The sequence below is a fragment of the Nocardia carnea genome, from assembly GCF_029868855.1.
Classification (GTDB): Bacteria; Actinomycetota; Actinomycetes; order Mycobacteriales; family Mycobacteriaceae; genus Nocardia; species Nocardia carnea_A.
Window position 1 is genome coordinate 1 of the sequence record NZ_JARWOV010000081.1, and the last position, 25,722, is coordinate 25,722.

A 25,722-nucleotide genomic window follows, 5' to 3' on the forward strand; every position below is an offset into this window, starting at 1 on the left:
CCCCCCCCCCCCCCCCCCCCCCCCCCCCGCCCGCCCCGCTCCCCCCCCCCCCCCGCCCCCCCCGGCCCCCCCCCCCCCCCCCCCCCCGGCCCCCCCCCCCCCCCCCCCCGCGGGCCCCCCCCCGCCCCCCCCGGCCGGGCCCCCCCGGGGAGGATGCACACCGGATACTCAGGCGTCCGCGGGGCCGGAGTCGTTCGGTCGCGCCAACAGCGCGGCAATCGCGCCGTGCCCGTCCTGGATCGACGCTGCACCGCCACCACCATCGGCGTCCTCGTACCGGAGGGTGATCCGGTCGGTGCCGTCGCCGGCCGGAGTCCGTTCGACTGTGTACTCACGCTCCCGCGTGCCCGCCTGATCGGCGAGCAGGGCGATCAGGTCGGCGCCTACCAGGTCCGCGGCGATCGTCGCGGCGGTATTGCCCTCGTGGTCGGCGAGGCCGGGTTCGGCGCCGTGGGCCAACAGGGACCGCACTATTCCGTAGCATCCGCGGCGGGCCGCGCGGGTCAGCGGTGTGCCCGCGATATTCGGGTCGGCTCCCGCAGCGAGCAAGAGGTCCACCGTTTCGAGGTGCCCGTTGCCCGCCGCCCACAGCAATGGCGGGGTCCCCGGACCCTGCTGCTGCGGATGTGGTGGTTCGGGCAGATCGGGGTCGGCGCCGGCGGCCAGTAGCGCGGAAACGACACCGGCATGATTCCAGCAGGCGGCGGCGCACAAGGGCAGGCCCTCCTCGACCGGCGCGCTGGGGTGGTTCGGGTCGGCGCCGTGCGCCAGCAGCAGGCGAACCAGGTCGGTGGCACCGTTCACCGCGGCCTGGTACAGCGGTGTGGTTCCCTCCTCGCTCGACTCCTCCGGCGACGCGCCGGCCTTCAGCAGTGCTTCGACGGCAACGGGATCACGCTCCCATACAGCATCGATAAGGTTCGTCACCTGTCCATTGAAGTCGCGGTGTCAACGGGAAATCGCCGGCGTTCAGCGTGGTCTGTGGCGGCGGCCTTCGCGCTGGCGCGCCGTCCGGCCTCACCACGGGTGCACACTATCTTGGGGGTATGACGATCGGGTTCGGCGACGGCGGTCCGATGGACGGCCGGGGTTCTCTCGGCGGGCGGTGATGGAGTACGACCTCGAGCGCTTGCCCGTCGAGGTCGGGCGCTACCTGTCCGAGCTGATACTGCGTGTACAAGCGATCTACCGGAACCGGCTGGTGAGCATCGGTGCGGTGGGGTCGCTCGCGCTCGGTGACTATCGGCACGGGCGCAGCGATATCGATATCACGGTCGTTGTCGCTCCGGCGGCGCCCGCGCGACTGGCGCACGAACTCGCCGACGCGCTGGTCCACCCCGGATTGTGCTGTCCCGCTGCCGGGCTGGAATTGGTCGTCTACGACGCCGGATTCGCCGCCTCGGGTGCGCCTGGCGCGGGGTATGTGCTCAATCTGAACACCGGCCCCTGCCTGCCCGCCGTGGCGGACTTCGAATTCGGTGCTGCGCCGGGTTTCTGGTATGTGATCGATCGGGCGATCGGGCACCAGAGCGGGTGGACGCTCGCCGGTCGACCGATCCGGGAGGCGCTGGGCGCGCCCGCGCGTGCGGACCTGCTCGCCGCCGTTTCGGCGTCGGTACGCGAGCATGCGTCGGGCGCGGGACATCTCGCGGACAACAGGGTCTTGAACGGTTGCCGGTCGGTGTACTACTGCGAGACGGGTGATTGGGTTTCCAAGCGGACGGCCGGCCGGTCGATTGCTGCCGCCGAGAAGGGATTTCGTCCCCTCGTGGCCGAAGCGCTGCGGAGTTTCGAACGGCCGCGGGAATCGGCGCTCGAACTGCCCGCCGGCGAGGTGGACGCATTCCTGACGTGGGTACGCCGCAGTGTCGACCGGATATCGGGGAACTCGGTTTCCTGACCATACGGCGAGTGGAATCGGTTCCCGCGACGGGTCGCCGGACCCTGCGCGGGTTCGGTCGCCGAGTTCGGGGAGGAGGTGTCTGCAGCGGCTAGCATTCCTTGACAGGAATATTCCTCAGGGGGAATATGAGAGCTGTGGCACGCGATGTATTCGAGGTTCTCGCCGACCCCACCCGCCGGCGAATCCTCGACCTCCTGCGCGACGGTGAGCGCACCGTCGGCGATCTGGTCGGTGTGCTGGGCACCGCGCAACCCAATGTGTCCAAACATCTGAAAATGCTCGACGCGGCGGCGCTGGTGCGGGTCCGGGTGGACGGCCCGCGCCGGCACTACACACTCGACCCCGGCCGGCTCCGGGAGATCGATGCATGGCTGGCCCCGTTCCGTCAGATCTGGGCCGACCGGCTCGACGATCTCGAAACCTATCTCGACACCCTGCCCGACGAACCCGAGGAGTGAGATGACCGGAGTAACCCAGCGTCTCGGCGAGGTACTGCGCGACGGTGACCGCGTGGGCACCCGCTACGAACGCATCCTGGCGCATCCGCCGGCCAAGGTATGGCGGGCGATCACCGAATCCGACCATCTACGGCACTGGTTCCCGGCCGATATTCTCGGCGAACGCCGCACCGGGGCCGAGATCCGGTTCCGGTTCTGGCCCGAGGCGGTCGAACAGGCCTCGGCGGAACTGACCGAGATGGAGGTCGATCTCGACGATCCGGAACTACCCGGCCGCATCCTCACCTGGGACCCGCCGCGCGTTTTCGAATTCCTCTGGGACGACGAACATCTGCGGTTCGAGCTGTTCGCCGAGGAACCGGGGACGCGGCTGGTGTGTACGGTCTGGTTCGGTACGCCCGGCCCGCACGGACTCTCCGGCACCGCCACCGGGTACCACGTGTGCCTCGACGAACTCGTGGATTCGCTCGACGGCCGGCCGATCGAAATGCCCGACCCGGACGAGGTCGCGCAGCTACGCCGCCGCTACACCGAGGCCGTCGACGCGACCTCGGTGTGAGCGCCCGGCCGGCGGCCGGTCAGCCGATGTGCAGCAAGGTGCGGCCGAGAGCGGTGCGCGCTTCGATGGCGGCGTGCGATCGGGCGGCCTCGGCCAGCGGGTAGCTCTGGCCGATCACCACCTCGATCGTTCCGGTCGCGACCGCGTCGAGGATCCGGGCCGCGTATGCGGCACGGTGATCGTTACCGGTGTTCAGGTCGTGCAAACCCACCACCTCGACACCGTGGTGCCGGGCGTCCGCCGCGGCCGTTCCGGCGAATTCGCCGGCGGCGGCCCCGTACCCGAGGAACCGCCCGCCGGTTCTCGTGATCGCGAGTGCGGCCTCACCCAGGTCTGCGCCCGCACCGTCGAGCACCACGTGGGGTCCCTGACCGCCGGTCGCGGCCAGGACGTGACCGGTCCAGCCCGGTTCGGAGTAATCGATCGCGGTGTGCGCGCCGAGGCGTTCGGTGAGAGCGAGTTTCGTCCCGCCGCGGGCCGCCGCGATCACCTGCGCACCCGTCTGCCGGGCCAGCTGGATGAGCAGGGTGCCCAGTCCACCGGCCGCCGCGGTGATCAGAACCGTATCGCCCGGCCGGACGGCGGCGCGGTCGAACACGGCGAGCGCGGTGTGACCGTCGTGGACCAGCGCGGTGGCCTGGTCGAGGCTCACTCCGTCCGGAACCTCGGTGAGCAGATCGCCGACCGCGACCGCCTGCTCGGCGTATCCGCCGATGGGTAGGCCGCCGCCGATTCCGCTGGCCGCCGTGCGAGTCGCGACCCGCCGGCCGAGCCAGGCGGTATCGACGCCCGGGCCGACCGTGGTCACCGTGCCGCCGACTGCTCCGCCCGGTATGTACGGGGGCTGGACCGGGAAGAAATCGGTACCCCAGCCCGACCGCAGCCGGGTATCGAGAAACATCACATCGGCGGCGGCGACCTCCACCAGCACCTGTCCTGGTCCCGGTTCCGGTGCCGCGACCTCCTGTAGTTCGAGCACCTCCGGTGCGCCGAATTCCTTGACCTGCACTGCCTGCACGGTGAGCCTCCTCGGTTCGCTGTTCCCCGGACCAGTCTGAAACCTGAATCATTGTTGAGGTCAAGCCCGGCGGCGTGCCCGGCGGATATCTGGTTGGATTCCGGGCAGGAGGGAGATCATCATGCGCAACGCTGTGCGGGCCATGTGTCGCGGGATAGGGGTCGCTGTCGCTGTTTCGGCGGTGGTGCTCACGACGGCAGGCTGCGAAACCAACCGGGCCGCGCCGGAAACCGTGGTCGTCGAGGTTCCCGGGCCGGGAATGCCGCCTCCCACCGCGCCCTGGACGACGGCCCAGCTGACCTACCATCCGTGCGTCGTCCTCGCGGAAACCGACCTCTCCCGCTTCGGGTTCGAATCCCCGGGTGACGCGAGCACCCCGCCACAAGGAACACATTGCCTGTGGCGTGGTCGCGACGGTGCCGGGCGGCGGCAGACGCTCAGCTTCGTGCCCGACCACGACGGCGACTACGCACCGTACGAGCGCGTGTTCCGGGAGAAGAACCCGGACGCCACGCGAACGCTCACCCTCGCGGATCGGCCGGCCTTCGTATTCTTCGACGGATCGGGTGATCCGCTCGGGTGCACTGTCTACGCAGCGGTCGAATCGGGTGGTCAGTTCCGGCTTTCCGTCGACTACGAAAGCGGTGCGCGGATCGCTGCGCAGGACTGCGACCCGCTCGTCGAGGTCGCCGGACTCGTTGCCGGGCGGATGCGGTGAATACCGGCGGGCCGCACGGAACCGTCGGCCCAGGAGACGGATCATGACGAACTGCGCGCGCATCCTGCGGTCCACGATGGCGCTCACCGCGGGCGTGAGCGTCGCGCTCATCGCTGCCTGCGAAACCACCCGGCCCGCCCCGGCTACCACGGTCGTGGTCCCGGTGGCGCCACCGGTCCCGGAGCGCCCGTGGACGGTGGACGAACTCACCTACCACCCGTGCTCGGTGCTCGACGCCGACGACACCGCCCGTTTCATCCTCGAACCCGGGGGCGAACCGGCCACACCCCCGAATGCGCTGCCTGCGTGCAGCTGGCAGTCGGTGCAGACCTCGCCCGCGGGCCGCTTCTCGGTCCGGTTCACCCCAAGCAAATCCGGCGTCGAGGGTCCGCGCCGGCAGGAGAATCAGGACTCGGCCGACCGGGAAGTCACCATCGGCGGCAACCGCGCCGCCGTACGGCCGGACGATCGTTATCCCGACGGCAGCCACAGTTCGTGTTCGGTGGAAGTCGCGGTGCCCTCCGGTGGATCCTTCGGTATCCGCCTCGACGGCGGCGGCCTGCACACGGGCGTGGCCTGGGACCCGTGCCCCCAGGCCGTCGCTATCGCGGGCGTGATCGCCGGGAAGTTGCACTGAGCATCGTCGCGGGGCCGACGATCAGGCGCTACGCGATTTCGAGACGCAGTTCACCGAGCTGTTCGTCGACGCGAAAGACCTCGATACCGGTGAGGTCCTGCCGCAGTTCGACCTCCCATTTTTCAGGAAATCGGCGGGAACGGAACCGACCCTCGGGCGAGGTCGGCCGGCGACCATTCCGGGTGCCTGCGAGGGGCAATATGTGGTGAGCTCATCGCGCGGTGCCTTCCTGTGTGAAGCAGGCGCGGTAGAGGTCTTCGACCTCTGCGGCCAGTTCGTCGACCGGACCGTCGGTGATCGCGCCCGGGACGATCTCGCCGATCGGCAGTGAGGCGACCGGTGCTGCGGGGACACCCCATTCGCGCAGCCAGCCCCTGAGCTGACTGCTGGATGTGACATAGACGATGCGTCCCAACCCGACCCAGCCGTGGCTTGCGGAGCACATCGGGCAGTGCTCCCCGGAGGTGTAGACGGTGGCGGCCGCGCGCTGTTCCGGGGTCAGGTGCCCGGCGGCCCACCGGGAGATCGCGAATTCCGGATGCTGAGTGGCGTCGCCGTCCTTCACTCGGTTGCGGTCCTCGAACAGCACCGTGCCGTCCGCGGCGACCAGGACGGAGCCGAAGGGTTCGTCGCCGTCGGCCAGTGCTTCGCGGGCGAGGTCGATGCAACGGCGGAGGTGGGCGAGATCCTGTGCGGTGACGGTCATACGAATATTTTCGCGGATCGGGGACAAGAGCCGGAGAGTGCTACTCGGTGTTTCGGCCGAGGAAGCTCGCAGGCCCTGACAGCGTCCCGTACCGGATCGGATCAGCGCTGATCCGGGTGGCCGGGACCAGGTTGTCCCGGCCGCCCGGATGATTCGGTACGTACGGTCCGGTTGTTCAGCGCGTAGTCTGCGCGACCGACTCACCTGCCGGTGGCGCGGGTTGTTCCGTGGTGGTGGACTCGGTGGTCCGGGGCACGGTCGTGGTGGGTGTGGTGGTCGCCGGATCGGCGACCTCCGTTGCCGATGTGGAGCCCGGGGGCACCGTTGTCGAACTCGGGGGTTCCGTCGTCGAGGAGGGCGGAACGGTTGTCGGCTCGCCGGCAGGCGGTGTGGTTGTCGTTTCGTCCGGTGTGGTCGTGGCCGGGGTGGTGCCGGTGGTCGTCGGCGCCACTGTGGTGGTGCCGGTGGGCTCGGCAGCCTGTTCGGTGGTTGTTGCCGCGGCTGCCCGGTAGGCGTCGTCCAGATCTTCGGGGGTGGGGGTGGATTTCGTATTCACCGGTTCGCCCGCCTGGGCCTGCTTCGCCAGATGAGTGAGCCAGGCCGCCGCGTATTCGGCGGAGGTCAGCGGTTTGCCGTTGGCCGGGTCCGCGTCGCGCCAGTAGTCGAAGTGATGACCGGTGGCGTTGGGGCCGAGTGTCAGGTTGTAGGGGTCGGACAGGATCACGGGAATGGTGTTCTGGTTCGTCACGATCAACCCGATGATCTCGTTGAGCACCTTCTGTGGGAGATAGGCCAGCGGGGCCATCTCGCCGGTCGAGATGGAATCCGCGGGCTGTTCGCCGGCCGGGGGAGTGGCGCCGGGTTCGTAGCCCGGCTCGGAGACGCGCAGCAGGACCTCGAGGAAGGTTTCGTCACTGGCCATCCAGTTCGGCTGCGACTGGATATCGGCGAGTGCGAGCAATGCGACCCGGCTCAGGACGACCGCGACGTCCTGCCCGGTGGCCGGTGTGAGCCCGTCCCGTTCGAGTGCGTCGACATTCATCTGCCGTGCCACATTGACCACCAGTTGCAACAGCGCGATGTTCTCCGGTGCCGCGCAGGTGAGGTCGCCGTCGGAGCAGAACGAGGCGATCTTGCCGTCCAACGCGCCGAAATCGCCGCTCGTATCCGGGAGCGCACCCTGCCCGGGGACCGGATTCTTCCCGTTCTGATACGCCTGGTCGAAACCGTCCGGGTTGCCGTGCGGGTTCTCGGCGCCCGGGAACGGGCCGTCGCCCGCGGCGCGGCCGGAATCGGCGAGGATCACGACACCGGTGACCTTGTCCGGGTCGACGATCGCGTAGCCGCCGTCCTGCTGTTCCTGATGCCCGATCTCCATGGCGACCCGGCGCACCACATCGGCGCCCTCGCTGTAGCCGACAATGGCGAACCGGGTGTCGGGGCAGGCCTGCGCGATCTCGCGCATCACCTGCTGGGTGTTGGCGACCCCGGAGGTGACCGCGTCCTCGTAGGTGGCCATATCCGCCGGGTAGGCGATATAGACCGCGGCGTAGGAGCCGGGGTCCACATCGTCGGCGGGGGCGTTCACCACCGGGTCCACCCATTCGCTGCTGTGGTCGCCCGACAATGCCGCGGGCAGCGGGTTGCCGTGGGCGTCGACCAGCAGTTTCGTGGTGCCCTCCCGCGGGGTGTCACCGCGGCCCGCGACCGAGATGGTGACCATGTCGTGGCATTCGGTGACCGACGCCTTCAGCTGCGTATCCGCCTGCTGCGAGGGTGCGGTCATCGAATAGGTGGCGCCCACCGCGGCCACCACGCCGAGGGCGGCGGGTGCCGCGATCGCCGCGGCGATGCGGTGCTGGGTGAACCAGCCGCGGGATCGCAGAATCCAGCTACTTCGGAAAGCCATGTCCCATGCTCCATTCCAGAACTGATAATGGACGGACTGGCCCCCCGACGGGCCGTTACGTCACCGGAGACGTCGCGGCCGGGGCGTGCGGCGTTACGCGATCACTTCGGGTCGAGTGCGCCGCCGTGGTATTCCACACTGGGACTCCACAGGAAGAAACTATCGATCCCGGATTTATAGGTCGCATGGATCTGGGCTCTGACCTGCGCATCCCCGTAGTTCACGCCCAGACTGAAATCCTGCAGCCAGGGGATCACCTTCGCGCCCGTGCCCTTGGTCACGGTCTGGAAATCGCGCAGGGAGGCGGCGACGATATCGAACGGCTGCCCGTTCGGATTCGCCACACCGTATTCGCCCGGACCCCAGTGCGAGGGGTAGATCATCGGCGCGACGAAATCCACCTGTGGGGCGATGAGCCGGATATCCTGCGCGATCTGGTCGGGCCGGGTCGCGGCTATCCCGTAGACCGCGGCGCTCTGGTGGGCGCCGGCGGCGTGCACCGGAGCGCGGCTCTGCGCCAGGAACCCGGCGACGGCTTCGGTGGCGGGACCCTTCAGTCCGGGGAAACGCATACTCGACAGCCTGCCGTCGGGCCGGCGGACGTAGTCGTACATGATCCCGTCGAAGCCCAGTTCGGCGGCCTCCACCGCGAGCGCGATGTTGTAGCCGCGAACCTCGGGGTGGGCGAAATTGGTGAACGCGATGGCGCCGTAGTGGCTGGAATACGGCTGCCGGGCCGGGTTCTGCACCACCCAGTCCGGGCGGCCGTGGTGCCAGGCCCATTCGGCGAGGGCGGGATCGCGGAAGGCGACGATCCGGCCGACCACCTGCACACCCATATCGTGGAGTTGCCGCAGCGCCGCCCGCGCGTCGTAGATCGGGGTGGCGGCGCCGGTCGTGCGGGCCAGCGGCACCTTCGAGGCGTAGCCGACGACGCCGTCCTCGTCCTTGATATCGAGTTGCACGGTATCGATGCGTTTCTGGCGGGCCAGATCGAGGACGGCTTCCCGCATCGGTCCGTAGGACCAGGCGTGCGCGGTGACGTGCACGGCGCGCATCCGGGGCAGGTCGATACCGGTAGTGAGCGCCTGCGTGGTGGTGTTTCCCGCCGCGTCCACCGCGACCACCTCCGACCCGGTGGGGCTGTGCGGGAGTTCGCTCACGAAACTGCCGTCGGGACCGGGTGTCACCGAATGCGCTCCGATCGAGACCCGTTCCGCGTCGGGTGCCCGCCCGCGCACGGTGACCGGGGCGCGGTAGGAGGCGACGGTATCCGGTTGGGTCACCTGCAATTCCGGGGCGGCGGTGTCCACTGTGAACGTCGCCTCGGCGCCCGGGCCGTCGCGCAGCCAACCGGTCGGCCCACCGGGTGGTATCTCGGCGGTGAAGGTGTGCTCGCCGTCGGACAGCCCCTCGGGCCGGTAGACGACGGTGTCGCCGTCGACCCGGCCGGTGACGGGCGAACCGTCCACCGTGAGCTCCACGGCGTGCGGATCGTGTCCGGCGGCGTCCACCCGAAGGGTCAGATCCCGGAGTGCGGCAGCGCCGACGGGGCCCGGCGGGAGACCCGTCAGCGGAAGATCGGGGGCCGGCGAACGACCGGCCCCGATCCCGGCGAACACCAGCAGTACGATCACGACAACACCGAATACGAGGACCGCCAACCGTTTCCGGCCGGCCGCCCGGACCCGCACGAGCACAACACACCAACTTCCGCGAACAGCTTCCCGCCCACTATGGCGAGTCCGCCGGAGCGCCGATCTGTTTCGCGGAGATGAACCGTAAATCGTTGCCGGCACGTAATATTCGGGCGATGGTGCGGTACCCCGGGAAAGGTGTTCGGGTGGTCGCGGCGGCGCTGGTCTGCGCGGCCGCCACGGCCTGCGGAGCAACGGACGAGCCCGCCTCGGCGGGCACACCGCCGAGTACGTCCGCGGCGCCCCCGCCGCCCGCGCCCCCGGATCCGGCGGCGGTCGGTGCCGACGAATTGGGCGAGGTGCCGATTCTCATGTACCACCAGGTGACCGCCGAACCGTCCGGTGAGTACGACCAGAGTCCGGGCGAGTTCCGCGCGGAACTGGACCGGTTGTATCGCGAGGGCTACCGCCCGGTCACCGCCGCGCAGTACATCACCGGGGACATCGATATTCCGGCCGGGACACATCCGGTGGTGCTCACCTTCGACGATTCCACCGGCAGCCAGCTCCGGTTCACCGCGGCCGGGAGACCTGCCCCGGACTGCGCCGTCGGCGTGCTGGAGCGGTTCGCCGCCGAGCACCCCGGCTTCCCGGCCCGCGCGACCTTCTACGTCAACAACGACCCGTTCGAGGCCGATCCACGCGCCCTGCCCTGGCTGGCCGAGCACGGTTACGAGATCGGCGCGCATACCGCGAGCCATCCCGATCTCGCCGGCCTGGACGCCGCCGGTGTGCAGCACGAGCTGGCACAGAACGTCCGGGCGATCACCGCCGCGGCGCCGGGTACCGCGGTGACCACGATGGCGCTGCCGCTGGGCAGCGCCCCGGCCGACCCTGCTCTCGCGCTCGCCGGAAACTCGGGTGGGACGCCCTACCGGTTCGCTGCCGCGATGCTGGTCGGCGCGAACCCCGCGCCGTCGCCGTTCGGTCCGGTGGTTCCCGCCGCGGTGCCGCGGATCCGGTCCGGTCCGGGCGCGGTACCGTTCGATTCCGGCTATTGGCTCGACCTCCTCGCGGCCGAACCGGCCCGCCGCTACACCTCCGACGGTGACCCCGGTCGTATCTCGTTTCCGCGCAGTTCGGCGAACCGCCTCGACCCGCGCTGGGCCGATAGAGCACATACCTATTGAGGTCTTCCGTGGCAGATCATTCAGCGACTGAATTTCCTCGCCGCCGGCGGTCGGTGCCGCTCTCGCCCCGCCCTCGAGGCCGCGGTCCGGCCACTGCTCGTCGCCGCGGTGATTGTCCCGGCGCTGGTCGGCGGGGCCCTGGGGCCGGTTCGCGGTCGCTCGAGCGCCGGTCGATCCTCGAACGCCTAACCGTTACCAGCGTGCGCGGGGACCACACCGAGCCGTGCCGGCGCATCCCGGCTGCGTAATGCTCTGGCGCTCAATCGGGTAGTCGGCGCATCTCGATCACGGTGAGACCCAGATTGTCGATCCGGGCCAGGATTCCGCGGATACCAGTCGGATCGGTGACCGGACCCGACAGCACGGTGGTGCCGTGGGCGTGATCGCCGGCGAGCTCGGGAAAAGCGGCGAGCGCACGTTGGGAGAGTTCGCCGTCGATGGTGAACTGGTATCGCATCGCCGTCTCCTGCCTCATCCGGACCGGTCGCGGCGGCAGGCGTCGCCGCGTCGGATGAAGTGTGTCCCACGGCGGCACCGCCGCACATCGTCCGCACCGGGTGAAACGGCTCCGGCAGGTTCAGAGCAATCCGCTGCGCCGCGCTTCCTGCAGCGTTTCCATCCGGGAACGGGTACCGAGTTTGGCGTAGATCCCGCGCAGATGTGTTTTCACCGTATTGATGGAAACACTGAGATCGTCGGCGATGTGCTGGGTCGTGCGGCCCGAGGGCAGCTGTTGCAGAATCCGCAGCTCGGTGGCCGTGAGCGGTGGATGCTGGACCCGCCGCGGCGGCCGGTGACCGGCCCGGACGCTGTCGGCGAACGCGCTGCAGTGCCCGAAACAGCCGGCGTAGTAGTCGAGCAGATCGATGGTGCCGGGAACGTCGAAGAACGGCCGGGCGATCCGATGGGTGGCACCGATCCGCAGCGCATTGTCCACGGCCTCCCGGGTTTTGGCGTCGTTGCCGAGTTCACGATGGGCACGGGCGTACAGCAGCCAGCCGGTGAGCCGGGCGACGGGATGGGCTCCGGAGGTCGCCGCGAGGACGGGCTCCACCTGGCCGAGGACCGTGTGATGGTTACCGGCGACGGAGGTGAGCGCGGCCGTGGACAGGACGGTATCAGGGATGAGACCGAGCACCGCCCGCGCCCGTTCGGTCAGCTGCCGCGCGGCCGCGGTATCGCCCGCCCCCAGCAGTGCCCACACCGCGGCACTCACCAGGCCGCCACCGAGTACGGGTGCGGGGTCGGTATCGAGCAGCCGGCCGATACTGCGGCGCAGCCGGTCGGTGGCGCCCGGATCGTCACCGCACTGGCAGTCGAGCAGGTTGCCGACCACATGCGGCAACCGGCCCGCCACCGGCCCGGGCGTCCCGTCGCGGCGGATGTGCTCGGCGCACAGCACCCGGATCTGCTCCGGGTGCGGATCCGAGCCCTGCAGATAGGCGCCGTAGGCCTCGAGCGCGGTGGCGTGCACGGTTTCCGGCAGATCCAGCAGGTCGTGATCGCGGGCGATGGCGCAGGCCCGTTCGGCCCGCTGCCGCATCGTCGTGATCGATCCGGCCAGCCCGGCGGTGACGGCGAGCCGGGTCACCGCGATCAACCGCAGCCGGGGATGGCAGCGGGACCGGGTCCGGCTCAGGGCGATCCGCAACCGCTCCTCACCCCGGGCCAGTTCACCGCGCAGTGCGAGAGCGGTGCCGGTGGTGACGGCGAGGTAGCCGTCCAGGTCGGGGCGATCGGCGGGCGGCATCCGTTCCGGGAAGACGATGGGATCGGAATCGGCGCCCGTCGCCACGGCGAGCTCGGCGTCCACGGCCGCGGTCAAGGCCTCCAGCCGGTACGGCCCGGCGAGCGAATGCGGGTCGTCGTCGGCGAGCAGGCGGGCGCTGTCGCGGTATGCCTGTGCCGTACCGCTGCCGCCGTGCAGCAGCGCGTCGGTGGCCTGCAGCAGGCGCAGGAACGGATCGGTCAGCACATCCGGCGCCGCGGTCGCGAGTGCGTCGAAAAGGGTTTCGCCGTGATCGGCGAAAACCAGTGCCAGTGCGTGCTCGGCCAGGAACGACCCCAGCTCGCGGTGATCGGGTACCGCGAGCAGATGTGTCAGCGCGGCCTGCAGTTCACCGATGGCGGTGAGCCGGCGCGCCGACCGCAGGTGCAGGTCGGCGCAGAGATCCCGGCCCAGCCGGTTGGCCTCCGCCAGGAAGTAGGCCCGCAGCATCGGATGGTAGGAGTACCAGACCTTCCCGCCGCGCGACAGCGAGGTCATCGGGAAATTGATCCGGTCGAGTTCGTAGAGCAGATGTGCCGCACCGCCGCCGACGAGATCGTCGGCGAGTTGTTCGGTGAACTCCTCCGGGACGCTGGTGCAGGTGAGGAACTGCCGCAGCGCGGGGGAGAGCGTATCGATCAGCTCACCGACGAGCAGGTCGGCGAACGCATGCGGTGGCCGGGCCAGCGCGGTGAGCGCATCGGCGTTGTCACTCGAGCTGGCGGTGAGGTAGATCGCCGCGATCCGCACCAGCGCTGCCCACCCCTCGGTGAGATCCATCAGGGTGTGCAGGCCTTGCTCGTCGAGTGCGCATTCATGCCCCGCGCACAGCCGCGACGCCTCGGCAGGGGAGAGCGCGAGATCGTGGGCGCTCCACCGGGTCAGCCGGGAATGCAGTTGCAGCAGATGCCAGCGGATCGGGGGATCGAAGCGGGCACACAGCACGGTCGTCACTGTCGGCGGTGCGTGCTGCAGGAAATACTCCAGTCCGGCCAGGGCGAGCGGATCGGTGATCAGGTGGGCATCGTCGATCACCACGACGGTCGGGTCCGAGCTGTCGGCCAACGCGGTGAGGATCGCTTCGGCCTCACCCACCCCCGCGGCCGGCTGCCCGGACCCCGCGGCGGGTACGCACAGCCGGGTGCGCAGCTCCGGCCACACCGCGGTCTGGTCGCGGACGGTGAGCCAGGCGATCCGGGCCTCCGGGTGTGAACGTGGCAGATGCGTTGCCACCCAGTCCGCCACGGCAACCGTTTTGCCGACCCCCACCGCACCGCAGACCAGCAGGACACCGCCGTTGCGGCGATCCACCACGGCATCGAGCCCGGTATGCAAACGCGGCCGTGATACCGGGTCGAAGGGGAACACCGGGATATGGGACCGTGGCCGGGCTCGCGATAGCGGGCGGCCCGTCGGATCCAGTGTTGGCGAAGTGGTCACGGTGCCTCCCGAAGAAAATTTCCGAAACAGCACTAGCACGCACTCGGCCGCAGCCTACCCGAGCGGAAGGCACCCTCAGCGGCCCCTGAACCAACCTGTTACCAGGGCGTATCCGGGAATATTCATCCGTATCGGGTGAGTCGGGCACCGGCCGGGCCGCCATACCGTGGAACGGATCCCCGCTGTGGGGGCCACTGGATCCGACGTAAGCGAGGTGGACCGTGTCGTTTTGGGAAGCGCTCTGGCTGGTCGTGGTGAGCTTCGCGTTCATCGCCTACCTGCTGCTGCTGTTCTACATCATCGGCGACCTCTTCCGGGACCGGGAGACCTCCGGCTGGGTCAAGGCGATCTGGGTGGTTCTGCTGATCGTGCTGCCGCTGCTGACCTCGCTGGTCTACCTGATAGTCCGCGGTAAGGGGATGACCCAGCGGTCGATCACCGAGGCACAGCAGGTGCAGGCCGCCGAGAAGGAATTCATCCAGCGCACTGCCGGCACCAACCCGGCCGCGCAGATAGCCGAGGCGAAACGGCTGCTCGCCGAAGGCACGATCACCGAAGGAGAGTTCGAGCGCCTCAAGGCCAAGGCCATGTCGTGACCGCTGCGCCCCCGCCGGCACCCCCACCGGCGGCGCCGGGTCCCGGGCAGTGGGCGATTCCGCGCGGTTTGATCGTTCTGCTGGTTGCGGCGGCCACGGTGGTCGCCGTAACCGGCGCCCGCGCGTTCTCCGGTGTCCTGGGCCCGGTTTTCCTGGCGTTGATGCTGGCGATAGCCGTGCAGCCCATCCAGCAGCGGATGCAGCGCCGCGGCCGGCCCGTCTGGCTGGGAATGCTCGCGGCGCTTGTGGTGGTGTATCTGATCCTGCTCGGGTTGGTCGCGGCCCTGGTTGTCTCCGCGGCTCAGCTGGCCACCGCGCTACCGGAGTACTCCGATCAGTTCGCCGACCTGCTCGTGCAGGTCCAGGACCTGCTGGCGGGCTTCGATATCGACAAGGAACGGATCGATCACGCGTTGAGCGGCTTCGATCTGGGCAAGGCGGTCGAACTGCTCGAGGATCTGCTGCGCGGGCTGGCGGGCGTGTTCTCGAACTTGATCTTCGTGGTCACGCTGCTGCTGTTCATGGTGTTCGACGGAATGACGATCGGACGCCGGATGGATGTGTTGCGGAGTATGCGGCCCGATATCGCCCAGGCGCTGGGTTCGTTCACCTCGGGCACCCGCAAATACCTGATCGTGTCCACGGTATTCGGCCTGATCGTCGCGGTCCTCGACGGTGTGGCGCTGTGGCTGCTGGCGGTGCCGTTCCCGCTGCTGTGGGCACTGCTGTCGTTCATCACCAACTACATCCCGAATATCGGTTTCGTCATCGGGCTGGTGCCGCCCGCGCTACTGGCCCTGCTGGACGGCGGATGGACACGAATGCTCTGGGTGATCGTTGTCTACTGCGTGTTCAATGTCGTCGTGCAGTCGGTGATCCAGCCGAAATACGTGGGCGACGCGGTCGGGCTCAGCGTGACCGTCACGTTCCTGTCGCTGGTGTTCTGGTCGTGGGTACTCGGCGCATTGGGCGCGCTGCTGGCGATTCCGCTCACTCTGCTGGCGAAAGCGGTGCTGTTCGATATCGACCCCGCGACCAGGTGGGTGGATGTGCTCATCGGCGAACGCGCCCCGGATCGCGGCAAGCGGCGCACCGAACCACCGCCCGCGCCGGGGTGAACGGCGGAGTTCACCCGGGCGGGGTGAGGCAGCACCGGTACCCGAACGGCGACAGTCGAGGTAATCACTGCGCTCGGAAGGAGTGGAGATGACCACCGCACCGCAATACACCTCCGACACTCGGGAAGGCGGCCCGCTGCGGCAGGGCTTTGCCGCGGGTGCCGCGATCGGCGCGTCGATCCTGCTGTTGACGGTCGGCGTGCTCTCGGTGCTCGAGGGCATCGCCGCGGTCGCCCGGGACGAATTGTTCGTTGTCGGTATCGACTACGTCTACGAGTTCGATATCACCACCTGGGGCTGGATCCATATCGTGCTCGGCGCCGTCCTGATCGTGGCGGCGCTCGGGCTGATGACGGGTACCACCTGGGGCCGGGTGCTGGCGATCGTCGTCGCGGCACTGTCGATTCTGGCGAACTTCCTCTGGCTGCCCTACTACCCGTGGTGGTCGACGCTTGTCATCGCCCTGAACATCGTGGTGATCTGGGCGATCGCCACCTGGCGTCCACAGGCCTGACGCGCCCGTCGTACGAGACCGGCGCGGGGGCGGGGGGGGGGGGGGGGGGGGGGGGGGGGGGGGGGGGGGGGGGCGGGGGGGGGGGGGGGGGGGGGGGGGGGGGCGGGCGCCCCCCCCCCCCCCCCACCGCTGGTTATCCGATATTCGCGGACAAATCCGGAATCATCCGATGCACTTCGGCTTCCCAATACGTCCAGGAGTGGATCCCCGCGGCCGGGAACGAGTACGTGACATTGTTCGCACCCAGCGACATCATCCGCAGCTGGAACGATCGGGTGTTGGCGAGCGCCAGCGCCTCGAGCGCCATTCCGTTCACGGTATTGCCGTTGAATCCGTCGGCCGGCGCGGGCAACCCGCTACCGGCGGAAATCCAGAGGCGCGTGTTGTGATCGCGCAGCATCGGCGCGAAGACGAACGGGTCCATCCGGAGCCACTGCGGACCCCACGGCGGGGCCATCGAGTCGACGTTGTACCCGCCGGCATCGATCATGGCCATCCGGATGGCCTCACGCATACCCGGCGCGGAGATGTTCAGGTAGCCGGAGTAGGAACCGGCGAAACTGAACTGATCTGGGTGATAGGCGGCCAGGGTCAGCGCACCGCTACCGCCCATCGACAATCCGAATACGCCGTTGCGGTACGGGTTGAACCCGAGCCGGTCGCGCAGCGCCCAGCGCAAATGCTGATTTATGAACGTTTCCCAGGCGTAGCGATAGCTTTTGCCCGGCCCTTGGGATATCACGTTGAGCGCGCCGGATCCCGAGGACGAGCCGGTCGGCGGCGCACCGAAGAACGAACTCGGCGCATTCCAGTCGGCGTAGAAGCTGGACATACCGCCGATCGGCATGACGACGTTGATATTCCAGTCGGTGAGCGCGTCGGCGATATTGGTGTCGAACTCCCAGCCGCTGTGTGTCTCGGGGGCGCGCATACCGTCCAGGGCGTAGACGACGCGGTTGGTGTTGCCGTCCTTGGCCCGGAAGATCCGGGACCTGATCGGCCCCATCTCCGGGGAATCGACCACGAAATCGAATCCCCGCGGGTTGGGTGCCGCCTCGACCCGGGTGCCCGAATCGGACAACGACACCGCGAGTGGAGCGAGCAGTGCCACGGTGATACCCAGCGCCCAACGACCGATCCACCGCCGGGATCGGACCGATCTGAGCCTTCGCGCACTTCGCATTCGACTAGACCTTTCGCCTGGACAGCCGGACAGCAAATCACGAGCTACGCTACCGGCCCCATATCGGATACATAGACCTCGGCGCCCGCTGGTTACGGAAGCCGTTACCTGGATACATGTTCCTGGTGTATCAATCGACCAGATGCACGTTCATGTTGCCAGATAGTGTCGCAGGTCACACGCATACGCGTGGCGCGGCTGCGGTTTCGTTGCCGTACGCCCCATCGGGCGCGTACGGCAACGTTTCCGCAAAGGGACGGGCCGGTCCGCCGGGCGGAGCTGGGTTCAGCCGATATTGGCCGACAGATCCGGGATCATCCGGTACACCTCGTCGGTCCAGTATCGCCAGTTGTGCACACCGACGGCCGGGAAGTCGTAGGTGACATTGTTCGCGCCCAGCGACATCATCCGAGCCTGGAAGGCCCTGGTGTTGACCAGCGCCAGCGCTTCCAGCCCCATTGCGTTCACCGTCTGCACATCCAGCCCGTCCGCGGCCGCGGGCAGGCCGCTCCCGGCCGAGATCCAGAGCCTGGTGTTGTGGGCGCGCAACATCGGCGCGAAGACGAAGGGGTCCATCCGCAACCACTGCGGGCTCCACGGTGGCGCCATTGCGTCGATATTGAAACCGCCGGCGTCGAGCATGGCCACGCGCAGAGCCTCACGCATACCGGGGGCGGAAACGTTCAGGTAGCCGGAATAGGAAGCCGCGTAGCGGAACTGGTCGGGATGGTATGCCGCGAGCGCGAGCGCCGCGCTACCACCCATGGACAGCCCGAACACGCCATTCCCGTTGGGGTTGAAACCGAGCCGGTCGCGCAGTGCCCAGCGCAGGTCACGGGTCAGGAAGGTTTCCCATTTGTAGGTGTTCGACCGTCCCAGACCGGCCGCCGAACCCGAACCCAGCCCCGACCCCGAATCCGCTGCCGACCCGCTGGCTCCACTCGCGCTGCCGGAACTGCCCAGTCCGAAGAAGTTGCTCGGCGCGTTCCAATCCGCGTAGAAACTCGAGCGGCCGCCGACCGGCATGACCACGTTGATATTCCATTTGGTCAGCTCGCGGGCGACATCGGTATCGATCTCCCAGCCGCTGAGATCGTCGCGGGCGCGCATACCGTCCAGCGCGTAGACGACCCGGCCGGTGTTCCCGTCCGCGGCGCGGAAGATTCGCGATTTGATCGGGCCCATCTCCGGAGATTCGACCCAGAAATCGAATCCGAAAGCGGGATCGAAACGGGCCGATGCCGGAGCATCCGGTCCGGCGACCGACACCCCCACGGGCAGCAGTACCGCCAGGGAGAGCAGCGCCGCTCGTTTCAACCGGTTACCCAGCCGCCGTGCCGGGTGGCCGGGCCGTTGGCCGCGACCGGTAACGCCTCGCATTGATCCCACCCTCCGTCGTGCGACCCATCGATCGCGTGGTCCGACGCCGGTCCCCGGTTGCGTGCGTACCGGGAACGGACGCCAGCACAATAGCGTGGCATGCCGGCAGTCGCCCGCCGGGAACCACGCCGATCCGGCGGTGCCGGAAAGCTGTCGGCGAACGGGCAGCTCAGCGCACCGGGGGTACCGGATCCACCAGGCCACAGCGTTGAATCTCATACTCCGGTACGCGATCTATGCGGTAGGAGGCGAAATCGAGGGCGTGCAACAGGTTGTGCTTGAAGCGTTCGAAGGTCAAGGGGCCTTTGTAGGACAGCATCAAGGCGTGGGTCTGCGGACAGGACATGGCGACGTGGGCCTGTTTCACCCAGTCCTCGTCCATGTACCAGGGCAGCCACGGTTTGCGGTCCACCATGCCGGTTTCCACGATCACCCAGTCCGGGTAGAGGCTCTTGTCGTGACCGATACGGCCGTCTTCGAGTCGTTCGGTATGCGCGGCCAGCGGGAAGGCAAGGCCCATCGGATCGATGACCCGAACGTCGAGCGGGACATTCATACTGGTCATACCGAGGTTGAGGAAGTAGACCGTATGTCCCGCGCCGCCCGGCGGAATCGGGATCGGCGGCGGTGCCACGTACCAGAACATGAACGAGGGCGAATTCAGCAGCAACCCACCGTCGGGGGTGTTCTCGATGGCCTCCACCATCGGCCGCATCCGCGCGTAGTCGAGGTAATCCTCGGCGCGGATGGGGTGGTCGTGACCGGTGTTGAGGACGTAGTAGATACGTTCGTCGACGATGCCGGATTCATTGATCTTGGTTCCGGTCTTGATCGCGGTGGTTCCCGAGGCCAGCAACGCCCAGACCACCGTTCCGGCGAGCGCGACGACCAGCAGCGCGAAGGCCGGGGCGTCTCGGCGTGTCAACGCCCGGACCCCGCCCTCGGGCAGCCGCAGCGGCAACACTGCGACCGGCAGCAGGAACAGGAACAGCTGCGGCAGCAGCATCCGGCCGTGCATGAAATCGCCGCCGACCCGCAGCGCGTAGACGGTGAGGATCACCGCGGCGCACAGCACCAGCGTGACCACCGCGGCGGGCGTCCGCAGCCGTTCGCGGAGCCGCCGGATCCGCCCGGGCGTCTCCCCTGCCCGGTTCTGCTCCGCGGCCGGGTCCACGACAACCGGTTCGGCGTGATACACCCGCGCCGCCACCAGGCCCGCGATCAGCAGAATCGCCAGTGGTACATAGAGGTAGTACGGTCCCGCGAGGTCCCAGAGATAGGTGAAACCCTGCCCCCATTTGGCCCCGCCCGCATCCTTGGCGACCGCGGTGTTCGGGTACGGCAGACCGTAATAACCCATCCGCCAGATCTGGTAACACAGCGGCACCGCGCCGGCCACGGCGACGACCAGCCCGCGCAGCAGCCACGGCCGCAAGCGGGAAGCCGGCATCGGGGCGAGGAAGATCAACAGCAGCGCCAGCCCGCCGACGACCGCCATCTCCGGCCGGATCAGCGGGGCCAGGCCCGCCAGAAAGGCCAGTCCGAGCAATCCGGGCACGCGGGGCCGTTCCGCCTTGCTCCAGCGCACCAGCAGCAGCCACAGCAGCGCGATCCAGCAGATGACCAGGCAGTTTTCCAGTCCGGAGGTGACATAGTCGCGGGCCGGTGGGACGGCGATATAGGCGAGAGCACCGGCCGGCAGCAGCAGTGTCGAGGAGGCCGGGCCCCACAGTTTGCCGGTACCCAGCATCGCGAACACCAGCGCCAGCAGCGAAAGTGTCAGCGCCACACCCAGGACGACGTATTCGAGCCGGGCCTGGGTCACCCAGCTGAAGAACCAGACGATATAGGTCCATGCCGTACTGGTATTGGTCTCCACCCGCTCCCCCGGGTTGAATACCGGGCCGTTGCCGGCCAGCAGATTACGCACGGTGCGCAGGACGATGAGACCGTCGTCGGCGATCCAGCGCCGCTGCCAGCCGCCGAAGGCGAGCAGCGCGACGGTCGCCACGATCCCACCGGCGAATACCGCGTGCGGTATCCAGGTGGGACGCGCCGACGAGCGAGGCTGCTCGGTGGCAGCCCGCTCGCCGGTCTTTTCTTTTTCGGCTACCGCAATCTCGTCAGAAGAGATAGACAGCGACACCTACCGCTCCGATCCAGGCAATGGCGAGCAACTGCAGGACGCGGTCTCCGAAGGCGATCTCTTCCGGCTCCCCGGCTTCACCACCGTCGACATCCACGGCGTAACGCAGAATCGCGATGGTGAACGGGATCATCGAGAGAGCAAACCACTCCGTATCTTTGGCCGCACCCTGTTCGAAGGCCCACAGTCCGTAGAAGACCACAACCGCCGTGGCAGCCAGGCTCCAGGTGAATCGTAGGTAGGTCGGGGTGTAGTACTCCAGGGATTTGCGAATCTTGGCCCCGGTGGAAAGTGCCAGCTGCAGCTCGGCGTACCGCTTACCGGCCGCCATGAACAGCGATCCGAAGGCCATGATCAGCAGGAACCACTGCGACAGCGGGATTCCGGCGGCCACACCGCCGGCCACCGCGCGCAGCAGGAATCCCGAGGACACGATGCAGATGTCCAGGACGGCCTGGTGTTTGAGCCCGAAGCAGTAGGCCAGCTGAACGCCGATGTACACCCCGATGGTGGCGGCGAGCTGCCAGTTGGCCACGAAAGAGAGCCCGATCGAGCCGAGCAGCAGCACCGCCGCCAGCGCGAAGGCCAGGTTCACCGGAACCACACCGGCCGCGATCGGGCGAAACCGCTTGGTGGGATGCGCCCGGTCGGCTTCGACGTCCATGGCGTCGTTGACCAGGTAGATACCCGAGGCCGCCATACAGAAGACCACGAACGCGATCGCGACACTACCGAGCACATCCAGATCGGTGACCGACCCGGCGGCCATCGGTGCCGCCAGCACCAGGACGTTCTTCACCCACTGGCGGGGGCGAGCGGCCTTGATCAGGCCACCGACCAAAGTCTTGGGTGGTCCCTTGACCTCGGCCTCGGCCAGATCGACGCCGGTGGGCTCTTCACTCATATCAGGCAGCGCCTTCTCGTCTTGTACGGTCACTGTCGAGTCTCTTTTCGGCGGCGAGCAGGACGGCGGCGGACGCGGCGCCGAGCGCGGAACCGGCGATCACATCGGAGGGGTAGTGCACCCCGAGAACGACCCTGGACAGCAACATCGGCGGTACGAGCACCGCAGGCAAGGGTAGCCCGGTCAATTTTCCGAGCAGCACCGCCGCCGCAGTTGTCGAGGTCGCGTGCGAGGACGGGAAGCTCAGTTTGCTCGGCGTACCGACGTTGACCTGCACCGATGGCGCATGGGGTCGCGGGCGGCGAACTATGCGCTTGATCACGATGGACGCCGCGTGCGCGCCGACCGCGCCGACAGCGACCCCGGCCCACTGACGCCGGCGGGGTTTGTCGACGAGTGCGCCGGCCGCGGCGATCGCGACCCAGCCGAGCGCGTGCTCCCCGAAATGGGACATACCGCGCGCCGCCGAGATCACCGGCGGGGTCGCGATGGCGCCCTGCACCGCTTCGATGATCTTCACCTCGGGCGGGGTCTGCCCGGCGGGCGAATCCTGCAGGCTCGGGTTCATCGCGTTCACCGCTGGGTCTCCGTACTACCGTCGATTCCGAAAACCTTCTCCCACGCGGCGGTGCCGGTGAGTTCCGCATGCGCGGCACGATAACGCTGCCGCATTTCCGGCATCCGGTCGGCGAGTTCCTTACGCAACCGCAGCGCTTCGCGGAAGAGTCCGTAGGCCTGCCGCGGATCCCGTTTCCGGTACACCACACCGCGCCCGTCGGCGGTTGTGACGGTGACTCCGTCGACCTGCGAGAGCAGGAACCAGCGCGCGTCCAGGGTCGGCACATTCAGCTGTGGCCGCTCGTGATGCTCCGGATGGGCGGGCCGCAGATTGTTCAGCACGCCTTTGCCGAGCCGCACGATCTTGGCGATCGGGTTGGCCGGTTCGCCCACCGCGCCGACCCCGATACCGCTGGCCAGCGGCAATTCGGTCGAGGACGGCAGGATCACCGCGTCCGGATATTGTTTGCGCAGTTCGTGGACCGCGCCGAGGGCACTGGGCAGCAGTTCGAAAAGGCGCTGCGGACCGGCCAGGAAATCCCGGATCGCCAGGTTCTGGATGGCGACGGTCGAATATTCCAGGCACAGCAGGTGTTTGAGGGTCGCCTTGACGGTGTGCGCGATCATCGCGCGCCCGTTACCCGGCTGGTACAGCGAGGCCACCACCAGGCGGTTGCGCAGATGGAAGTACGCCTGCCAGTCGATGGCGTCGTCCTTGTCGCTCCACGCCATATGCCAGACCGCGGCCCCCGGCAGCGTGACCGTCGGATAACCCGCCTCGCGGGCCCGCAATCCGTATTCGACGTCGTCCCATTTCAGGAACAACGGCAGCGGCTGCCCGAGTTGTTCGGCCACCTGCCGCGGTATGACGCAGGTCCACCAGCCGTTGAAGTCGCCGTCGATACGCCGGTGCAGCAGTTTCGAATTGTCCCGGTCGCGCAGCGGATACTTCGCGAAATCGTGGTCGTATTCGACATTCGGCGCCGCCGACCACATGAAGATATTGCGGTCGACCACCTCGCCCATCACATGCAGATGCGAACGTTCCTGCAGGTTGAGCATCTGCCCGCCCACCAGCACGGGGGATTCGGCGAAACGGGCGAAAGCCAGGGCGCGCAGAATCGAATCGGGTTCGATCTCGATATCGTCGTCCATGTAGACGATGTATTCGGCACTGGTCGATTTCAGCGCTTCGTACATCACCCGGCTGTATCCACCGGACCCGCCGAGATTCGGCTGATCGTGAATGGCGAGCCGGTCGCCGAGCACTGCGGCGGCCTCCTCGAAACCGGGTTCGTCCACAACCTTGCGGGTGCCCTGATCGGGAATGATCACCGCGTCGATCTGCGCGAGTACCAGCGGGTCGGCACCGAGCGCGGCCAGCGTTTTCACCGCGTCGGTGGGACGGTTGAAGGTGGGCATACCGACCGCGATCCGGCCCTCGCCGGGCGCTTCGATCGGGGCGTACCAGCCACCGGACACCAGTGTCACCGCGGTATCGGTGGTGATATCGAACCAGAGCCAGCCGCCGTCCTCGAACGGCCCGAAATCGGTCTCCAGTTCGAGCGTGACGGTTTCGGCCCCCGGCGCCACCGAGAACTCGCGACCCTGTACGTGGATACGCGACCCGTCGGCCTTGGACCGGTACATATCGACCCGTCCGTGCCCGGCCAACTCCAGCCGCAACACCACCGAATCGAGCATGCTCCAGCGGCGCCAGTAACTGGCCGGCAGCGCGTTGAAATAGGTACAGAACGACACCTCGGACTCCGCGCCCACCGAGAGCGAGGTCCGGGTGGTGGCATGCGCGCGCCGCGCGTTGGTCGCCGACTCTTCCAGGTAGAGGGTGCGCACATCCAGCGGCTCACCCGGGCGGGGCAGGATCACCCGCTGCAGGAGCGATTTCGCCCGGGTGGCGGATGCGCTGTGCGTCAGTGATGCGGAGGTCATACGTCGTTGTTCTCCTCGGCCAGCGGCGCACCCGATTCCAGATGCGGCCGCAGCACATTGTCGAACATGTTCAGTGCGCTCGCGATGGCCATATGCATATCCAGGTACTGGTAGGTACCGAGGCGGCCGCCGAACAGGACCTTCGCCTCGGCGGTCTCCTGCTTGGCCAGTGCGCGATACGCGGTCAGTTTGGCTCGGTCCTCAGGGGTGTTGATCGGATAGTACGGTTCGTCGCCGGTCTTGGCGAAACGCGAGTACTCCCGCATGATGACCGTCTTGTCCGTGGGGTAGTCCCGTTCCGGATGGAAATGCCGGGGCTCGATGATGCGCGTGTAGGGCGGATCCGCGTCGTTGTAGTTCATCACCGACGTGCCCTGGTAATCGCCGGTCGGCAGCACCTCGGTCTCGAAGTCGATCGTGCGCCAGCCCAGCTCACCCTCGGCGTAGTCGAAGTAGCGGTCCAGCGGGCCGGTGTACACCACCGGAGCGTCCGGGTTCTGCGCACGCAATTCGTCGCGGACATCGAACCAGTCGGTGTCCACCCGGACCTCGATCAGTTCACTGGCGGCCATGTTCTCCAGCCACTTCGTGTACCCCTCCTTGGGCAGGCCCTCGTAGGTGTCGTTGAAGTAGCGGTTGTCGAACGTGTAGCGGACCGGCAGCCGGGTGATATTGCCGGCCGGCAGTTCCTTGGGGTCGGTCTGCCACTGCTTGGCGGTGTAGTTGCGGAAGAAGGCCTCGTAGAGGGGCCGGCCGATCAACGAAATGGCCTTTTCCTCGAGGTTCTGCGCATCCTTGGTATCGATTTCGGCGGCCTGCTCGGCGATCAGCGCACGCGCCTCTTCGGGGGTGAAATACCGGCCGAAGAACTGCGAGACCAGCCCCAGCCCCATCGGGAACTGGTAGGCCTGGCCTTTGTGCATGGCGAAAACGCGGTGCTGGTAGCCGGTGAACTCGGTGAACTGGGTGACATAGTCCCAGACTCGCTTGTTCGAAGTGTGGAACAGGTGCGCCCCGTATTTGTGGATTTCGATCCCGGTTTCCGGTTCGGGCTCCGAATAGGCGTTACCGCCGATATGCGGACGGCGGTCCAGCACGAGAACTCTCTTACCGAGTAAGTTCGCGCTGCGCTCGGCGACGGTCAGCCCGAAGAAACCGGAGCCGACGACGATCAGGTCGAACTGTGCGTTGTTATCTGAGTTACCCGGAGACGATGCGGCGGTCACGGGAGCCCAGCGTATCGGAAGCATTTCCCGGCGCCAGTCGGGATCAGCGGGTGGATGGTAACGCCAGGTGAGACGGGTCCCGACCGGGATGTCCGCCGAAAACGTGCGCCCGGGGGGGGGGGGGGGGCGCGCCCGCCCGCCCCCGGGGGGGGGGCGGGGGGGGGGGGGAGGGGGGGGGGCGGGGCGGAGGCCCCCCCCCGCGAG

General features: G+C 68.0%; 23 protein-coding genes. 9 read left to right on the top strand and 14 right to left on the bottom strand.

Annotated features, from left to right (window positions below; genetic code table 11):
- Nucleotides 1-168: 168 nt before the first annotated feature.
- Nucleotides 169-927, bottom strand: a complete 759-nt coding sequence (locus tag QH195_RS07205) for an ankyrin repeat domain-containing protein (RefSeq protein WP_280434798.1) — start codon at nucleotides 925-927, stop codon at nucleotides 169-171.
- Between the two features lie 181 nt (nucleotides 928-1,108).
- On the opposite strand from QH195_RS07205, the gene QH195_RS07210 reads away from it, so the two are divergent.
- From QH195_RS07210 to QH195_RS07220, 3 genes are all read left to right on the top strand, one after another.
- Nucleotides 1,109-1,900 (top strand): aminoglycoside adenylyltransferase domain-containing protein, encoded by a 792-nt coding sequence (locus QH195_RS07210; RefSeq protein WP_280434799.1) that lies wholly within the window; start codon nucleotides 1,109-1,111, stop codon nucleotides 1,898-1,900.
- 137 nt (nucleotides 1,901-2,037) lie between these two features.
- Complete coding sequence (locus QH195_RS07215; protein ID WP_280420843.1) at nucleotides 2,038-2,361, top strand: ArsR/SmtB family transcription factor; 324 nt, start codon at nucleotides 2,038-2,040, stop codon at nucleotides 2,359-2,361.
- 1 nt (nucleotide 2,362) lies between these two features.
- Entirely contained in the window at nucleotides 2,363-2,920 is a 558-nt protein-coding gene (locus QH195_RS07220) for an SRPBCC domain-containing protein (protein ID WP_280434800.1), read from the top strand.
- 19 nt (nucleotides 2,921-2,939) lie between these two features.
- Here the strand turns inward: QH195_RS07220 and QH195_RS07225 are convergent, their stop codons facing one another.
- On the bottom strand, nucleotides 2,940-3,938 hold the full coding sequence (locus QH195_RS07225) for a zinc-binding dehydrogenase (protein ID WP_280434801.1): 999 nt from the start codon (nucleotides 3,936-3,938) through the stop codon (nucleotides 2,940-2,942).
- Nucleotides 3,939-4,059: 121 nt separating this feature from the next.
- On the opposite strand from QH195_RS07225, the gene QH195_RS07230 reads away from it, so the two are divergent.
- Nucleotides 4,060-4,656 carry a DUF3558 family protein gene (locus tag QH195_RS07230; RefSeq protein ID WP_280420846.1) on the top strand — a complete coding sequence of 199 codons (597 nt, stop codon included), beginning with the start codon at nucleotides 4,060-4,062 and terminating at the stop codon, nucleotides 4,654-4,656.
- A gap of 43 nt (nucleotides 4,657-4,699) precedes the next feature.
- The gene (locus tag QH195_RS07235; protein WP_280434802.1) at nucleotides 4,700-5,293 is read left to right on the top strand and encodes a DUF3558 family protein; all 594 of its coding nucleotides are present in this window, start codon (nucleotides 4,700-4,702) and stop codon (nucleotides 5,291-5,293) included.
- 211 nt (nucleotides 5,294-5,504) lie between these two features.
- Here the strand turns inward: QH195_RS07235 and QH195_RS07240 are convergent, their stop codons facing one another.
- From QH195_RS07240 to QH195_RS07250, 3 genes are all read right to left on the bottom strand, one after another.
- Nucleotides 5,505-5,999: a nucleoside deaminase gene (locus QH195_RS07240; RefSeq protein ID WP_280434803.1), complete on the bottom strand. Its 495-nt coding sequence runs from the start codon at nucleotides 5,997-5,999 to the stop codon at nucleotides 5,505-5,507.
- 175 nt (nucleotides 6,000-6,174) lie between these two features.
- Nucleotides 6,175-7,908, bottom strand: a complete 1,734-nt coding sequence (locus QH195_RS07245; RefSeq protein ID WP_280434804.1) for a cutinase family protein — start codon at nucleotides 7,906-7,908, stop codon at nucleotides 6,175-6,177.
- 101 nt (nucleotides 7,909-8,009) lie between these two features.
- Nucleotides 8,010-9,608 (bottom strand): putative glycoside hydrolase, encoded by a 1,599-nt coding sequence (locus tag QH195_RS07250; RefSeq protein ID WP_280434805.1) that lies wholly within the window; start codon nucleotides 9,606-9,608, stop codon nucleotides 8,010-8,012.
- A gap of 113 nt (nucleotides 9,609-9,721) precedes the next feature.
- Here QH195_RS07250 and QH195_RS07255 point away from each other — a divergent pair, with 113 nt between their 5' ends.
- Nucleotides 9,722-10,735: a polysaccharide deacetylase family protein gene (locus QH195_RS07255; protein ID WP_280434806.1), complete on the top strand. Its 1,014-nt coding sequence runs from the start codon at nucleotides 9,722-9,724 to the stop codon at nucleotides 10,733-10,735.
- A 259-nt stretch (nucleotides 10,736-10,994) separates the two neighbouring features.
- Here the strand turns inward: QH195_RS07255 and QH195_RS07260 are convergent, their stop codons facing one another.
- Nucleotides 10,995-11,192, bottom strand: coding sequence for a hypothetical protein (locus QH195_RS07260; RefSeq protein ID WP_280419674.1), 198 nt, complete (start codon nucleotides 11,190-11,192; stop codon nucleotides 10,995-10,997).
- A 120-nt stretch (nucleotides 11,193-11,312) separates the two neighbouring features.
- Nucleotides 11,313-13,871: a LuxR C-terminal-related transcriptional regulator gene (locus QH195_RS07265; RefSeq protein ID WP_280434807.1), complete on the bottom strand. Its 2,559-nt coding sequence runs from the start codon at nucleotides 13,869-13,871 to the stop codon at nucleotides 11,313-11,315.
- 293 nt (nucleotides 13,872-14,164) lie between these two features.
- On the opposite strand from QH195_RS07265, the gene QH195_RS07270 reads away from it, so the two are divergent.
- The 3 genes from QH195_RS07270 to QH195_RS07280 all read left to right on the top strand — a co-directional run bounded on the left by QH195_RS07270 (nucleotide 14,165) and on the right by QH195_RS07280 (nucleotide 16,171).
- Nucleotides 14,165-14,539: an SHOCT domain-containing protein gene (locus tag QH195_RS07270; protein WP_280434808.1), complete on the top strand. Its 375-nt coding sequence runs from the start codon at nucleotides 14,165-14,167 to the stop codon at nucleotides 14,537-14,539.
- A complete protein-coding gene (locus QH195_RS07275) occupies nucleotides 14,536-15,657 on the top strand; it encodes an AI-2E family transporter (protein ID WP_280434809.1) in 1,122 nt (373 codons plus the stop codon). Before QH195_RS07270 ends, QH195_RS07275 begins: the two co-directional genes overlap by 4 nt.
- An 88-nt stretch (nucleotides 15,658-15,745) precedes the next feature.
- Entirely contained in the window at nucleotides 15,746-16,171 is a 426-nt protein-coding gene (locus QH195_RS07280) for a DUF7144 family membrane protein (RefSeq protein ID WP_280419670.1), read from the top strand.
- Nucleotides 16,172-16,304: 133 nt separating this feature from the next.
- On the opposite strand, the gene QH195_RS07285 is transcribed toward QH195_RS07280, so the two are convergent.
- The 7 genes from QH195_RS07285 to glf form a co-directional block, all read right to left on the bottom strand.
- Complete coding sequence (locus QH195_RS07285) at nucleotides 16,305-17,354, bottom strand: alpha/beta hydrolase (RefSeq protein WP_280423303.1); 1,050 nt, start codon at nucleotides 17,352-17,354, stop codon at nucleotides 16,305-16,307.
- Nucleotides 17,355-17,639: 285 nt separating this feature from the next.
- Nucleotides 17,640-18,734 (bottom strand): alpha/beta hydrolase, encoded by a 1,095-nt coding sequence (locus QH195_RS07290; RefSeq protein WP_280434810.1) that lies wholly within the window; start codon nucleotides 18,732-18,734, stop codon nucleotides 17,640-17,642.
- A 169-nt stretch (nucleotides 18,735-18,903) separates the two neighbouring features.
- Nucleotides 18,904-20,880: a flagellar motor control protein ZomB gene (zomB, locus tag QH195_RS07295; RefSeq protein WP_280434811.1), complete on the bottom strand. Its 1,977-nt coding sequence runs from the start codon at nucleotides 20,878-20,880 to the stop codon at nucleotides 18,904-18,906.
- Nucleotides 20,858-21,784, bottom strand: a complete 927-nt coding sequence (locus QH195_RS07300; protein ID WP_280423318.1) for a decaprenyl-phosphate phosphoribosyltransferase — start codon at nucleotides 21,782-21,784, stop codon at nucleotides 20,858-20,860. The genes zomB and QH195_RS07300 overlap by 23 nt, the downstream gene beginning before the upstream one ends.
- A 1-nt stretch (nucleotide 21,785) precedes the next feature.
- Nucleotides 21,786-22,352, bottom strand: coding sequence for a phosphatase PAP2 family protein (locus QH195_RS07305; protein WP_280423319.1), 567 nt, complete (start codon nucleotides 22,350-22,352; stop codon nucleotides 21,786-21,788).
- Nucleotides 22,353-22,357: 5 nt separating this feature from the next.
- The gene (locus QH195_RS07310; protein WP_280423306.1) at nucleotides 22,358-24,292 is read right to left on the bottom strand and encodes a glycosyltransferase; all 1,935 of its coding nucleotides are present in this window, start codon (nucleotides 24,290-24,292) and stop codon (nucleotides 22,358-22,360) included.
- On the bottom strand, nucleotides 24,289-25,518 hold the full coding sequence (gene glf, locus QH195_RS07315; RefSeq protein WP_280434812.1) for a UDP-galactopyranose mutase: 1,230 nt from the start codon (nucleotides 25,516-25,518) through the stop codon (nucleotides 24,289-24,291). Before glf ends, QH195_RS07310 begins: the two co-directional genes overlap by 4 nt.
- Nucleotides 25,519-25,722 lie beyond the last annotated feature (204 nt).